Consider the following 13799-nt stretch of genomic DNA (forward strand, 5'->3'; position numbering starts at 1 on the left):
TCAGAACTCTTAGTCACGCCAGAAAATCAGCCTAGAACAGAGAGAAGTATTCCCTCTCTTCCCATTCCGAAACAGCCTGGGCGTAGCGATCCCATTCCGCCTGTTTGATGTGGCTGTAATACTCCACATAGGAATCGCCCAGTGCTTCCCGGAAGAAGCGGCTTCGCCGGAACAGCCCGATGGCGTGCTCCAGGCTCGACGGCAGTTTATCCGCATCGCTGTCATAGGGCCGTTCGACCGGCGGTGGCGCCGTGAGGCCGCGCTCGATCCCGTCGAGGCCCGCCAGGACCTGCGACGCCATATAGAGATAGGGGTTCGCCGTCGGCTCACCGACCCGGTTCTCCACACGGCTCGCCTTGTCGCCAGGCTTCGCCAGGGCCCGGATCATGGCGCCCTTGTTGTCCCGGCCCCACTGCACGCGGTCGGGCGCCAGCGTGAAAGGCCGGTAGCGCTTGTAGCCGTTTACCGTCGGCGTCGAGAGCAGGCAGCTTTCGGCTGCGTGTTCCAACAAGCCCGCGATCCAGTTGCCGCAGAGCGCCGAGAGGGTTTCCCCCTCTTCCGGCACGAACAGATTTTCGCCGCTCTCCAGATCGACAAGAGACTGATGCAGATGCCAGCCGCTGGCCATCGCGTCCTTGAATTTCGGCCGGCACATGAAAGTCGCGTGCAGCCCGGCGCGGCGGCAGACCTGCTTCACCATGGAGCGGAACAGGATCATGTTGTCCGCATGCGCCATGGCGGGTGCCGGATGGAATGTCACCTCGCACTGGCTCGGCCCGAATTCCGCCTCGAAGGACCGCACCGGCAAACCGAGGGACACCGCGTTACGCCGGACCAGATCGAAGACCTCTTCCAGTTGGTCGTACCGGTCCTCGGTCAGATATTGATAGCCGTGAGAGACCAGCGCGGTCTCCGGAACCGTTTCCGGCTGCCCGGTATCAGCATGGCCGAGCTTCGGATCGGTTACTTCCAGGACATGGAACTCGACCTCGAGACCGGTGATCAGATCGTAGCCCTGCGCGTTCAACCGCTCGACCGCGCGACGCAGAATGCCGCGTGAGCAGACTTCAAGCGGCGCCCCGTCGGTATCCGTCAGATCCGCCTGCATCCAGCCGGAATGCGCGGACCAGGGCAGCACCTTGAAGGTTGCCGGGTCGGGTCGCATCAGCACATCCCCCGCCCCTGTCAGGCGCCCGACCCCAAAGCCTGCGTCTTCCTGCCAGACCGGGAAGACGGTCCGGTGCGAGGTGTCCTTCAGCAGCAGGGTTGAGGTCATGGCGATGCCGGAACGGAAAGCGCTTTCCAGATCCGCCGCCATCACCGTCTTGCCGCGCAAAATCCCATGCTGGTCGGCAAAGGAAATGCGAACGACTTCAAGCCCCTTTTCCGCCACCCGCGCCAGTACGGTGTCAATGGCGGCTTGATCTACATTAGAGTCACTCACGAGAGGGCCGCGTCCCAAGAGCAGGAGGCACGCCGGCCGGCATCCCGGTCGGTCCAGACGGACTCCCATTCATCGGTCGGCCCGATGGCATCGATTGAGATCGGCCCCTGAATGTCTTTCGCGGCAGCTTCGTCGATCACCAGCGGCAGCTCCCCCTCGCCCAGCTTCACGCTCTTGATCGCGGCCCGCAGCATCCGCCTATAGCGGACGATGGCAGCGTCGGAAGAGGCCAGATGTTCCCTTGTGCGATCCTGGATCAGCCCCATGGATTCCACCGCCCACTGGTCATGCACATTGATGTCCAGCCCCATACCCGTATAGGTCAGCGTCTTCTGTTCTTCCGGGTCGTAGCCGTACTCGTTCGACTTGTTGCGGAGCGGCGCATAATCCGGCAGCCGGTGCTCCTTCAGGCGCTGTTCACGCATCTTTTCCTTGTCAACCGGCGCGCCGAAGCTGGTGAACATCGAGTACCAGTAGCAGTGGGTGTCATCCACTGGCACGTGCCACTGGGTGATGGTCATCTCGTTCGACATCGGAATGGTGATGGCGCAGGGGAAAACCTGATTGGTCACCCGGACATGGCGCTGACCATTGCCGAGATCGCGCAGTGCGATGATCCGCAGCCCGTAATCGGTTTCCTCGACCTTCAGTTCCGGATTGTCGAACTCGCGCAGCACCTTGGTCATCGGCATGTCGCTCTGGGCGGCCTTGTCCCGGAACTGCTTGCCGTAGCCGTCCGCCGGATCCTCGTCCTGCAGGAAGCGGTGCAGGAAGGAGGCGTGCGCGGGATCGATGCCGATCTCCAGCGCCTGCAGCCAGTTGCATTCCCACAGTCCCTTGAAGGCGAAGACATGGGTGTCGGGTGCGCGAAAACAGTCCAGCGCCGGGAAGGCCGGCGGCTTACCCGGCCCCATATAGGCCCAGATCACGCCGTTCTTCTCCACCGCCGGATAGCTGGAAATCTTAATCCGTTCATGCATGCGGGAGCCGTCCGGTTCCGCCGGCTGCTCCGTGCATTGTCCTGTCTGGTCGAAATGCCAGCCATGGAAGGAACAGCGGATACCGCCGCCCTCAAGCCGGCCGTAGCAGAGATCGACCCCGCGATGCGGACAGAACCGGCTCATCAGGCCGAGCGTGCTGTCCTCGCGCCGGAATAACACCAGATCCTCACCCATCAGCCGGACCGGAGCGACCGGGCGCGGGCCGTCAAGTTCTACCGCGAGCGCCGCCGGCATCCAGTAATGCCGTAGCAATTGTCCCGCCGGCTGATCGGCACCGACCAGCGTGATTTCGTCGTTCTTCTCCTGGCTCATCATGGCTGGGGATTCCTTCGCGTTTGAACGCTTCGAGCTGGTATCGCTATGTTGGTTTCCTCAGTACTGACGATCCGGGATCTGAATCCTGATCCCGTCCATTTCAGGCGTGAGTTTGATCTGACAAGACAGACGGCTTGTCGAGCGGACTTCGGCAGCCGCGTCCTCCAGCATGACCGTCTCTTCCTCCTCGGCTTCGGGCAAAAGGCTGGAGACCGCGTCGTCGAAATAGACATGACAGGTCGCGCACATGCAGCTTCCGCCGCATTCCGCCTCGATCCCCTCAACGTCATTGAAAACTGCGGCTTGCATGACGGATTCCCCCGTCTCCGCCTCAACGGTCTCGACCGATCCTTCCGGCCGGACGAAATGCACGGTGATCTTGCTTCCCAAAGCACGTCTCTCCTTGCCAACGCTCGTCAACATGGACGAGATCGACATATGATTTGACCGATTATCGAACATTCGGTCTATTATTGATCAAGTTCAAAAATACACCGCAAACCGATGGTGCGGTCAAGACCCGGGAGCTCCATGATCGGCGACAAGGATATCTCGCTCACCTTCATGAAGGGCATGGAAGTGCTTGAAGCGTTTGAGCATGCGGCATCCCCCCTGACGATCCCGGAGCTCTCACGGGCAACCGGCATCAACCGTTCGGTCACGCGGCGGCTTGTCCTGACGCTGGTCCAGCTCGGCTACCTCCTGGAGGCGAAACGGGCCTATACGCCGAGCCCGCGCGTGCTCCGGCTGGCCAGCGGCTATCTGAAGGAGCGGCAACTCGGGCGCACCGTACAGCCGGTGATGGCCTCCTATTCAAAGCGCCTCGGCGATGCGATCTCGCTCGCCGTCAGGGACGGTGTGGACGCAATCTATGTCGCCTATTCCCCCGGCGATCCGGCGCTCATCACCTCCGGCTTCAACATCGGCTCAAGACTGCCTCTGACCGCGACGGCGATTGGTCGCGTATTGCTGGCGTTTGAGGATCCGGCCGAAGTGGACCGCATCCTCGCCGAGCCGTCCGCTGTCTTTACCCCCGCAACCAAAACAGCCCCGGCCGCCATCCTGAAAGATCTTGCGGAGATTCGCGGGCGCGGGTTCGCGCATGTCACGGAGGAATATGAGCCCGGGGTCGCCTCCATCGCGGTTGCCGTCCCGGGACCGGGCAACATCGCCAAAGCCGCCCTTGGCATCGTCGGACCGGCTGCACGTTTCGAGAGGATGGAAACCTGTGTCGAGAAAGCCAAACTGCTCTCGGAATGCGCGGACACGCTGGCGGATTTCGTTTAACGGGATTTCAGACCGGCACGGATCACGGGAGAGCTAGGATGCTGCGGACCGGAGACAGAGCCCCGGCCCGCCGCCCTGAGCCGATCCCAGATGGCCGCAGGTAAATCTATTAGCATCTCGTGACTGACTGTCACTGCAACGCATCAGCCAATAGCGATAGTTTTTGGATGTGTAGTCGAGCACCGAGTCAAATCATACATCAGTATGTTTTGATCAAGCAAGAGTTTAGCCACAGCACTCTCGGCAATCGCGAAAGCCGCCAAAACAAAACCAATTCATCGGGATAAAAAACTAATATTTATAATAAATTTGGCGATATATATGAAGATCAGACCATTTACTGACAACACCAAACAAGAACCTTCAATCGCCTCAACGCGGCAAACACAAACCCTAAGTCACCTTTAACTTAAAAACCAAAAACCGGCTTTCAACACTGCCCAGAAAGCATTTGGCAGTTAATCCTTTAGAGAACTACCCGAACCCGCAGATTTACATTTTTTCGATTTTCCGAAGCACCACCCTGTCCCGCTTTCGATGCTCAAGAACGTCGATGTGCAAGAAGGCGAAAGACGACATTCCCCGTAAGCTTTGATGACAGTCCACGCATAGGTGAAATCGTTATGTGGGGCCCGTTTGCGCGCCCGCATTTGCCTGTCACCGCTTCAATAGCCCTGGACAAAGGCAGAACACACCTCACATTGACTCATTGCAACCAAGAGAAACCGACCGTCCCGACCGGAAATGTTCAGTTGAGCGCCTGTTTTCTTCGCCAACACCTAAAGATCATGCCTGAGGCTCGTCAGCCCGATACCGGTAGCCTCGAACCCGCCATCGACGGCAAGATACTGGCCGTTGATATAACTCGCATTGTCGCTGCAAAGGAAGAAGATGGCATCGGCCAGTTCGGACTCCAGCCCGTAACGGTTCAACGGGATGTTGTTGTGATAGTCGGCGCGGATTTCCGGCGTGTGCACCTTCTTCGCCATCGCCGTATCAACCGGCCCGGGACAGACCGCATTGACCCGGATGCCGATATTGCCGAGTTCGACCGCCTGCTGCTTGGTCAGATGCAGGACCCCGGCCTTGCTGGTGCCGTAGGCGACGCGGAGCGTGCTTGCCCGGAACCCGGAAATGGACGCGATATTCACCACCGCGCCGCCGCCGGTCTTCAGCATGACAGGCGCCGCCGCATTGGTGCAGAGGAACGGGCCATTGAGATTGGTCGCCATGATCTCGGACCATTCCTCGAAGCTGGTCTCCAGCACCGGCTTGAAATTCGCGATCCCGGCATTGTTGACCAGCGCATCGAGACGCCCGAACGCGGTTTCGGTTTCCGCCACCGCGCGCTGCACCTGCTCGGGGTCTGAGACGTCCGCGAAGACCGGCATGGCGCCATTGCGCTGCCCGAGATCTTCCATCGCCCGGGTCAGCGTCTCCCGGTCCCGGTCAAGCAGCGCAACACGCCAGCCTTCGTCCAAAAACTTGCAGGCTGTTGCGAGCCCGATGCCGCGGGCGGCTCCGGTGATGAGGGCGACTTTCGTGGCGGTCATTGATGCTGTCCCGGCTGTTGCGGCAAAGTACGACGTGACTTTGTATCAGGATTATCGCCGCTCGAAAGCATTCCGTCCCACCCCCGTGCAAAGAACGACCGAACCGTATCGTATGCCAGTCGTCGGGAAACACCGCCCATGCACCGGGCAGCGTTCAGGCCGCCGGCTCCGTGAAACATCCAGTTATTTCAGCTTCTTCGAAGATTCGCCAATTTGCTTGCGGAAACCTGCGATTTTCCGATAGCCGGCGGCCACATCTTCCAGTTCTTCCGGTGTGATCAGGTCCTCAATCCGGTCATTCGGGCCTTTCACCCGGGCGGCAGCAATATCGAGCACCTTCTCGGGTCCTGCCCCCCGGTTGCTCAGAACCACCTCCGTGGTTGCCGGACGCCGCTGCGCCTCGTAGGCAAGCAGTCCCGCCGGCCCCGGCTGTTCGGCCAGTCTATCGGCCAGACTCCGGGCATCGATTATCGCCTGGGACGCGCCGTTGGCACCGATCGGATACATCGGGTGGGCGGCATCGCCGAGAAGCGTCACCCGTCCGACCGTCCAGAAAGCAACCGGGTCCCGATCGATCATCGGGAACTCGGTGATCGTCCCGGTCTTCTCCATGAGCCCGGCAACATCCATATCCTCCAGCACGAAGTCCCGGAACGCGTCGATGAATTCCCGCGAACTCTGCCGGGTCCAGTCCGCGTCCTGGATGTGACGGGGCCGGTCGCGGCGAAGTTCGGCAACCCAGTTCGTCAAAGCCCCTCCCGCCCGGCGCGCCTGTTCGCTGATCGGATAGGTGACAAACTTCACGTCGTGATCGCCGGCGATCACCATGGTCCGGCCATCGCCGATGGGAGGTGTGGCCACGGCCCCACGCCACATCATCGTCCCTTCGTAGTGCAACGGTCCTTCATCCGGATGAATTTGCGCCCGAACCGCCGAATGCAGGCCATCCGCTCCGATAAGCACATCGCATTCCACACATTCGCCATCCGTGAAACGGACAGTCACCACGCGTTCATCCTGCTCGAACCGCGCGACGGCTTTGCCGGATACCATCGCGTCGACGCCGAGACGATCCCGCACCTCTTTCAAAAGCAGAGACTGCAACTCACCGCGGTGAATGGAATATTGCGGCGCGGAGAAGCCCGCATCCACATTGCGCGGGTCGGACTGGATCAGATGACCGTATTTCGTGCGATACTCGATACAGCGGGTTCGCACGGCAATTTCGTCCAGCGCATTCGCCAGGCCCAATCCATGCAGGACCGCAGAGGCATGGGGCATCACGTTGATACCAACCCCGAGGGGTCTGATTTCAGCCACCGCCTCGAAAACCCGGACGGGGAACCCGCGCTCATGCAGACAGAGCGCTGCCGTCAGGCCGCCGATACCGGCCCCGGCAATGACAACAGGTGTCATCTCACTTTCCCGCCCAGCTTGTGTTTCTTCAGTCAATCAGTGCCGGGTATTCCGCCGGCACGCAAAGCAGCCTCTACCGCTTGGCCCCGTTTCCAACCAGCGACAGGTCGAACGGCGTCGTCTGGTAGATCTGGTTGATCCAGTTGGCGAACAGCAGGTGGGCATGGCTCCGCCAGTGGTTCTGCGGCGGCTTTTCCGGATCGTCGTCCGGGAAGTAATCATGCGGCAGCGCTGTGCCGAGCCCCCGCTGGCGGTCCCGGAAATACTCGTCACTGAGGGAGTCCGAATCATATTCTATATGATTGAACATGAAGAGCATGCGATGCGCCGGGTCCTCGAGCAGACAGGGACCCATTTCCGCCGACTCCATCAGCATCGTGATGCCGGATTCCGCCGGAACATCATCCGCCCTGACCTCCGTCCAGCGGGACACCGGGATGGAAAAATCATCGGAAAAGCCGCGAAGATACGGTGACGCCGGCGCCATGTTGCGGTGCCGGTAAACGCCGAATGCCTTTTGCGGCAATGCGTGCTTCGGGACGCCATAGAAATGGTAGAGCGCGGCCTGCGCGCCCCAGCAGACCGTAAGACAGGAATGCACATTCGTCCGCGTCCAGTCGAAGATCCGGCACAGTTCCGGCCAGTAGCCGACTTCCTCGAATTCCATCCTCTCAACCGGAGCGCCCGTGATCACAAGCCCGTCGAACTTTTCGTCCTGCACGTCCTCCCACGGCCGATAGAAGGAAATCATGTGCTCTGCCGGGACGTTGCGGGACACGTGATCTGTCATCTTGATCAGGGACAGCTCGACCTGCAGCGGTCCGGCGCCGAGAAGGCGGGCGATCTGGGTTTCCGTGCGGACCTTGTCCGGCATCAGATTCAACAAGCCGATCTTCAACGGCCGCACATCCTGGCGGATGGCATCGGCCTCGCGCATGACCATGACGCCTTCTGCTTCAAGCGCGGCAAAGGCTGGAAGATCGTTCGGAATCTTGATCGGCATGTAAACGTCCCCTGATGTTCCGGCGCATCGAGCAGAGCAGACGTTATGGCGAGACCCGTTTTGTTGCCGGTTCGGCCACATCTTCCAGAAGCGGAGCGCCACCTTGCCCGGGGGGCAGGTTGGCGTTGAGCGTCGGCTCAACTCTTGATGCAGTCTGCTTTTTAAGCGAAGAAGGCGGGAAGAGCCAAGACTTATCTTGTCATACAAATCCGCTCAGAGGGTCCGCCGATCGGCGAGCGGGCCGCAGTCCCGCACGATGTTAAGCCGGTAAAGCACAAAGATCTGTCGGGCCAGATCATGCCCCGGCTCTCTGCCGACAGCTATGAGGGGCTGTTCGACACAAGAAGAAAATATCCGGATTGAAGCGGGTCGCGGTAAGCAGAGGCCCCACTCTGGGTGCAGGTTTCTTTCGACGGCACTGGCACGGAGCGGGAAGCCGCGGCCGTCACGTGGGCGCAGGAATCCGTGCCGGACGGCGCAGCGCAATCACGAGGCCGAGCGTGGCAAACGCCAGTCCCGTCCACTGAACAACGCTCGGCAATTCTCCAAGCACGGGTATGGCAATCATGATTGCCATGGACGGCGCCATGGCCGGAAAGAACGAGGCCCTGCCCGGACCAAGATGATGAACAGCGCGGGCGAAGGCATAGAGAGCGACGACAGCGGATAGAATACCCTGCACGATGACTTGCTCAAGGATGGCCGGGAGCGGCGCCGCGAGCAGGCGCTCCGGCCCCCAGACCAGAAGATAGAACGGCCCGAAGAGAAAGCCGGAGAGACCGGAAACAATGGCCGTCGAGGTCCAAGCCCCGACGCGCCACCGGCGCACCAGAATCGTGAAAGCGGCGAACATCGTGCCTGCGATGGCGAACAGGATATCGCCCTTCCATGCCTCCGACTGCCCCGACAGAATCCCTGGCCCGGCAATCGCCACCAGTCCGGCGACGAGGAGTGCGAGCCCTGTCATTTTTGCCAGGGTGAGCCGTTCTCCGAACAGGATGGCGGCGAAGCAGACACTCGTCAGCGTCATGCCACCGGGCTGGATCACCGCCGCATGCGCCGCCGGCGCAAAATAGAAACCGCTGGCACCGACGACCAGAAAAAGCGGTCCCGCCAGCGCGGCGAGTATCAATGGCTTGAGCCAGCCGAGCTGCCGCAGTTCACCCCGCCCAGGCTGACGCAGCAGGAGCGGGAGCATCAGCACAGCCGCGGGCACATAGCGGAGAAACGCGATATCCACCGCTTCCAGGCCGAGCACAACGCCATGCCGGGACACCACAAGGAAACCGCCCCAGATGACGGCAGCAAGCAGGCCGAAAGCGATGCCGGCACGGGGAGATTCGGCGTCGCCCGCAGGTTTGACGATGGTTGTTGACATGATGCACTCGATGCTCCGGTCATGATCGGATCATGACGTGCCGGGCTCTCGTTGGAAGGGGAGATCGCTGAACGAACAATATCGAAGAGCGCTCCATATAGCGTTGGCACATCCTGAAGCACCAACGCCATTGCCTGCGGCTCATCGAATTCTGATCGGCCGCAGGACGAACCGGCGGTCAGCCCACAGACGAAACGCGCACCGCGTCATCCGGCGGCATCGTCCATGAGCCAGTCCATCGCGGAATCTTCCGTGTCGAAAATCTCGAAACTTCTGCCCTCGATATTCTTGTCTGCCATCAGCACATCATACATGCGCAACAGTGAGCGTTTCGGCCCCGGCTCGACCACAAAAGCCATTCTGTAACGGGCTTGACGCAGCGTCGGCATCTTCTCGACGGCCGCGACGATCATTTGGGCGTCCGGTAGTTGCAGTTCCGAAAGATCCGCTTCCAGAAAATTCCACATAATGCGATTCCACCGCATGATGTCCGGTGGGTCCATCGCCTGGGCCAAGATCATGTCCCCGGTAATCGTGCCGGTCAGTGTCATTTTCACCAGATTGGTGTCTTCAAAATAGCGTCGCACCAATTCGCCGGTTCTAGCGGTAGAAACCATGATCACCATCGTGCCGGATTGTTACGCAGGACGCCCATCATAGCGCGAGACCGCACCTGGAACACCCGCCTTGGAAAACACACCGGATCGGCCTGGCCGGCAGCCGGCAGAATTCGCTGCATGTCAGTTGAAAGCTATCCGTTCCGTCCGCACCTGCTCCGCGAGCCGCTCCGTATCCGCCCTGTGGCAAAGATCGGTGCCCGGTGTCAGCAGAGCGGCCGATCCGGCCGCAACAGCATGGCGGAACGCCGCCTCCAGGCCGTCGCCCGACGCCAGCCGCCAGACCATCACGGCGAGGAAGCTGTCCCCCGCGCCGACCGCGCTGACGGCCTTCACGGGCACCGCATCAGCACGAATTCGAAGATCCCGGGTCACCAGGAACGCGCCCTCTTCTCCCAAGGTCAGCACGATGATCTCGGCACGGCCGGCCAGCACCAATTCGCCAGCCGCGTCCTCCCAGTCGGACCGCCGTTCCAGCGGCGCGCCGGTCAGCCCGCGCAGTTCCTGCAAATTGGGTTTGGCCAGGTAAACGCCGTGGCGCAGTGCGCCGTCGAGGGCCGGCCCCGAACTGTCGACCACAAGCCGGACCTCGCGATCGGCCAGCGCCTTGCCGAGCCGCGCATGAAAATCGTCCGGCACGCCGGGCGGCAGACTGCCGCTCGCGACCACATAATGATGCGGCGATGCATGGGCAGCGACGGCATCGATACAGGCCTGCCACTCCGCCGGTCCGAGGGCTTCACCGGCGAGAACGAAGCGATATTGCGCGCCGCTGCGCGCCTCCGTCACGGAAAAGCTTTCCCGTGTACCGGCGGCAATGTCGATCGCGGTGTTTTCTATTCCCTGCCGCTGCAGCAAATCCTGGAGCAGCCGCCCCGTGATGCCTCCCGCCGGGTAGATCGCCCGGCAGGTACCGCCGAACCGCCGGATCACCCGCGCGACATTGATCCCGCCGCCACCGGGATCGCGATGGGGATCGCGACAGCGGAGCTTGTCGGTCGGCACCACCATGTCGGTCACCGCCGACACATCGACCGCCGGGTTCATGGTCAGAGTCACTATGCCGCCCGTCACCCCGTCACCATCCCGTCTCCCGGTCTGCCCGCTACTGCCCCTTGCCGGTCAGCATAGTGAGGGTGTTGGCGCGGCGGTATCCGGCCGAAACGCCCCTTACTCCCACTCGATGGTCCCCGGAGGCTTTGAGGTGATATCGTAGGTCACCCGGTTGATGCCCTTGCATTCATTGATGATGCGGGTGGAGACCCGGCTGAGGAAGTCGTGGTCGAAATGGTAATAGTCCGCCGTCATGCCGTCGGTCGAGGTGACGGCGCGCAGGGCGCAGGCGAAATCGTAGGTCCGGTGATCGCCCATGACGCCGACGGTACGCACCGGCAGCAGCACCGCGAAGGCCTGCCAGATGGCGTCGTAGAGACCCGCATTGCGGATCTCTTCCAGATAGATCGCGTCGGCCTTGCGCAGGATCTCCAGCTTCTCGCGGGTGATATCGCTGCCGGGAATGCGGATGGCGAGGCCTGGGCCCGGGAACGGATGCCGGCCGACCAGGCTTTCCGGCAGGCCGAGTTCGCGGCCGAGATCACGGACCTCGTCCTTGAACAGCTCGCGCAGCGGCTCGACCAGTTTCAGGTTCATGCGCTCCGGCAGGCCGCCGACATTGTGGTGACTCTTGATGGTGACGCTCGGGCCGCCGGTGAAGGAGACGCTCTCGATCACATCGGGATAGAGCGTACCCTGGGCCAGGAACGCGGCGCCCTCGATCTTGTTCGCTTCTTCCTGGAACACGTCGATGAAGAGCGAGCCGATGGTCTTGCGCTTCTTCTCGGGGTCCGTCTCACCTGCCAGCGCGCCGAGGAACAGGTCGCTCGCATTCTTGTGGATCAGCGGGATGTTGTAATTGTCGCCGAACAGCCGCACGACCTGTTCCGCCTCGCCCTGGCGCAGCATGCCGTGATCGACGAAGACGCAGGTCAGCTGGTCACCGATGGCCTCGTGGATCAGCACGGCGGCGACGGAGCTGTCGACCCCGCCGGACAGGCCGCAGATGACCTTGCCGTCACCGACCTGGTCGCGGATCTGCCGGATCGCCTGGTCCTTGAAGGACGCCATGGTCCAGTCGCCGGCGCAGCCCGCCACCTTGTGCACGAAGTTGGAGAGCAGCGCCGCGCCGTGCGGCGTATGCACCACCTCCGGATGAAACATGGTGGCGTAATAGCGGCGCGCGTCATCGGCGATGACGGCAAAGGGCGCACCTTCGCTCGAGGCGACGACCCGGAAGCCTTCCGGCAGTTCGATCACCCGGTCGCCATGGCTCATCCAGACCTGCTCGCTGGCCCCGATCTCCCAGACCCCGTCGAACAGGATGCAATTGTCCTTCACATCGACGAAGGCGCGGCCGAACTCGCGATGGTCGGAGGTCTCGACCCGTCCGCCGAGCTGGTGGCAAAGGGTCTGCTGGCCATAGCAGATACCCAGCACCGGAAGCCCGGAGTCGAAAACCAGTTGCGGTGCCCGGGGCGTTTCCTCGGCGACCACGGAGGCCGGTCCTCCCGAGAGGATATAGGCCTTGGCCCCGAACGCCGCGATCTTCTCGACCGGTGTGTTGAAGGGCATGATTTCGCAATAGACACCAGCTTCGCGGACACGGCGCGCGATCAACTGTGTGACCTGACTGCCGAAATCGAGAATGAGAATGCGATCGGTCATCGGGCACCATCTGGCTTGGCGGGAATGAAGCGCTGGAAACTACCGGAAGTGCTGCATTGCGGCAAGGCTGGACCTGAGCGACATGGACATGCCGGGCAGGCCTACCCTTCGGCGCGCGCAAGCCGCTCCTGAAGAGCGCGGATATCCGCCCAGCGATAGACCGTCTCTTCCACCTGCGCGCCCATCACCCGACAGTCGATCGGCAGATCGGCGGAGCCGCCAAGCCGCTCGTAGAATGCCACACCACCACGATTCTCGCTCAGCACCGTCAACACAAGGGCGCCGAAGCCTGCAAGACTCAACCCGTCCACGACACGCCCCATCAGGGCCGTCCCGACGCCGAGCCCCTGGAAGCTCGGATCCACATAGAGAACGTAGATCTCGGCAATCTCGCCCGCTTCGTTGCCGGCCGCGGCGATGTCCTGCCGGCGCGGGCCGCCCTGGCAGAAGCCGACAACCTCTCCGTTCCAGTCCGCGACCTGGAAAAGGTCGGTATTCCGGTTCTTGGCAATGGCGTTCGACCACAGGCCGGCTGACCGGACAGCGCGCAGCTCCAGCAAAACCCGGTCAGGAAGAATACCGACATAGGCGTCCTGCCAGGTTTCAACCTGCACTCTGGCAATCGCGGACGCGTCCTTGGACTGGGCAGAGCGTATCCTGATATCTCTCGGATCAGGCATTGGCTTCCTTCCGGCAGACAAACCTCAGCTAATGATAATGAAGAGCCTGCACGGTTCAAGAGATGAAACTGAGGCAGGCTGGTTCATCGTTGCTTTATATGGTTTTTTTGAAAATCCGAAGAATTCGATTCCCGCTCAAAATCACATTTTTTGAGCATCCCAATCCTGTATTGAAAGTTGAGCACTGAAAATATCGAGCTATACATAAAATTGATCCCCAAAACCTGTGCCAAATACTCTTCAGCCAAGCATCACAACCAGTAATCGCATGCTATCGTGATGCTTTGACGAAAGGAGAACCGGCATGAAGCCCTATATCGAGACAGCGCGTTCCTACTACCGTGAAATGATGGCTCTGGTCGTCAGGTCCGGGTACCGGATTTC

12 protein-coding genes and 1 riboswitch are annotated in these 13799 nt (G+C 61.2%); of the genes, 1 reads left to right on the forward strand and 11 read right to left on the reverse strand.

Going from position 1 to position 13799, the window contains the following annotated elements; translation table 11 throughout:
• Positions 1-31: 31 nt before the first annotated feature.
• From RH950_RS18815 to RH950_RS18825, 3 genes are read right to left on the reverse strand one after another with little or no spacing between them, the layout of a single operon-like run.
• A complete protein-coding gene (locus RH950_RS18815; protein WP_350059286.1) occupies positions 32-1444 on the reverse strand; it encodes a glutamine synthetase family protein in 1413 nt (470 codons plus the stop codon).
• Positions 1441-2760, reverse strand: a complete 1320-nt coding sequence (locus RH950_RS18820) for a Rieske 2Fe-2S domain-containing protein (protein ID WP_350059287.1) — start codon at positions 2758-2760, stop codon at positions 1441-1443. Before RH950_RS18820 ends, RH950_RS18815 begins: the two co-directional genes overlap by 4 nt.
• A 57-nt stretch (positions 2761-2817) precedes the next feature.
• Complete coding sequence (locus RH950_RS18825; RefSeq protein ID WP_350059288.1) at positions 2818-3150, reverse strand: 2Fe-2S iron-sulfur cluster-binding protein; 333 nt, start codon at positions 3148-3150, stop codon at positions 2818-2820.
• Positions 3151-3291: 141 nt separating this feature from the next.
• Between RH950_RS18825 and RH950_RS18830 the strand changes: the two genes are divergently transcribed.
• The gene (locus RH950_RS18830) at positions 3292-4047 is read left to right on the forward strand and encodes an IclR family transcriptional regulator (protein ID WP_350059289.1); all 756 of its coding nucleotides are present in this window, start codon (positions 3292-3294) and stop codon (positions 4045-4047) included.
• Positions 4048-4826: 779 nt separating this feature from the next.
• Here the strand turns inward: RH950_RS18830 and RH950_RS18835 are convergent.
• From RH950_RS18835 to RH950_RS18870, 8 genes are all read right to left on the reverse strand, one after another.
• Positions 4827-5600: an SDR family NAD(P)-dependent oxidoreductase gene (locus RH950_RS18835; RefSeq protein WP_350059290.1), complete on the reverse strand. Its 774-nt coding sequence runs from the start codon at positions 5598-5600 to the stop codon at positions 4827-4829.
• Between the two features lie 183 nt (positions 5601-5783).
• Positions 5784-7016, reverse strand: a complete 1233-nt coding sequence (locus RH950_RS18840) for a flavin-dependent oxidoreductase (protein WP_350059291.1) — start codon at positions 7014-7016, stop codon at positions 5784-5786.
• A 73-nt stretch (positions 7017-7089) separates the two neighbouring features.
• A complete protein-coding gene (gene metA, locus RH950_RS18845) occupies positions 7090-8019 on the reverse strand; it encodes a homoserine O-acetyltransferase MetA (RefSeq protein WP_350059292.1) in 930 nt (309 codons plus the stop codon).
• 49 nt (positions 8020-8068) lie between these two features.
• Positions 8069-8175: riboswitch (SAM-I-IV-variant riboswitch) on the reverse strand.
• A 289-nt stretch (positions 8176-8464) separates the two neighbouring features.
• Positions 8465-9397: a DMT family transporter gene (locus tag RH950_RS18850; RefSeq protein ID WP_350059293.1), complete on the reverse strand. Its 933-nt coding sequence runs from the start codon at positions 9395-9397 to the stop codon at positions 8465-8467.
• Between the two features lie 206 nt (positions 9398-9603).
• On the reverse strand, positions 9604-10023 hold the full coding sequence (locus tag RH950_RS18855) for a hypothetical protein (RefSeq protein ID WP_350059294.1): 420 nt from the start codon (positions 10021-10023) through the stop codon (positions 9604-9606).
• A gap of 114 nt (positions 10024-10137) precedes the next feature.
• Positions 10138-11088 carry a 1-phosphofructokinase family hexose kinase gene (locus tag RH950_RS18860; protein WP_350059295.1) on the reverse strand — a complete coding sequence of 317 codons (951 nt, stop codon included), beginning with the start codon at positions 11086-11088 and terminating at the stop codon, positions 10138-10140.
• A gap of 96 nt (positions 11089-11184) precedes the next feature.
• Positions 11185-12735 carry a glutamine-hydrolyzing GMP synthase gene (guaA, locus tag RH950_RS18865; protein ID WP_350059296.1) on the reverse strand — a complete coding sequence of 517 codons (1551 nt, stop codon included), beginning with the start codon at positions 12733-12735 and terminating at the stop codon, positions 11185-11187.
• Between the two features lie 101 nt (positions 12736-12836).
• Positions 12837-13415, reverse strand: coding sequence for a GNAT family N-acetyltransferase (locus RH950_RS18870; protein ID WP_350059297.1), 579 nt, complete (start codon positions 13413-13415; stop codon positions 12837-12839).
• Positions 13416-13799 lie beyond the last annotated feature (384 nt).

This window comes from Nisaea sp. (genome assembly GCF_040217065.1).
Taxonomy (GTDB): Bacteria; Pseudomonadota; Alphaproteobacteria; order Thalassobaculales; family Thalassobaculaceae; genus Nisaea.